This window comes from Burkholderia alba, from assembly GCF_034721475.1.
Classification (GTDB): Bacteria; Pseudomonadota; Gammaproteobacteria; order Burkholderiales; family Burkholderiaceae; genus Burkholderia; species Burkholderia alba.
Genome location: NZ_JAWJWL010000185.1, coordinates 1 through 393 on the forward strand (window position 1 = coordinate 1; position 393 = coordinate 393).

Below are 393 nucleotides of genomic sequence, written 5' to 3' on the forward strand. Positions count from 1 at the left end.
GAATGTGGATGTGGATCGCGGCAGGCGTGACCGATATGCGGTGCGGCTTTCCTAGTCTGGAGGCGAAGGTTCAGACAGCGCTCGGCGAGAATCCATTGAGCAGTGACGTGTTCATCTTTCGCGGGCGCCGTGGCGACCTGATCAAGATTTTGTGGGCTGCCGACGACGGAGTATGGCTGCTCGCAAAGCGGCCTACGAACAGGCGTTTCGTTTGATCGAAGACCGCACCGGAAAGATTTATTTAACGACTGCTCAACTGTCCATGGTCCTTGAAGGTATCGACCGGCGGCAGCCCCGCCGAACAGCGGGGTTATCGATGGCGTAGCTGTTGTAAACGGCGCGGGATGCTCCAGCGGGTCAAGTACGCGTGCCCATGCTGCGATCTCGGCATCA

At 58.5% G+C, this 393-nt stretch carries 1 protein-coding gene; it reads left to right on the forward strand.

Annotation, left to right across the window (positions count from 1 at the left end; genetic code table 11):
• The coding region (gene tnpB / locus RZR99_RS33140) for an IS66 family insertion sequence element accessory protein TnpB (RefSeq protein WP_407655553.1) at positions 1-215 on the forward strand (215 nt) is incomplete at its 5' end.
• Between the last annotated feature and the right edge of the window lie 178 nt (positions 216-393).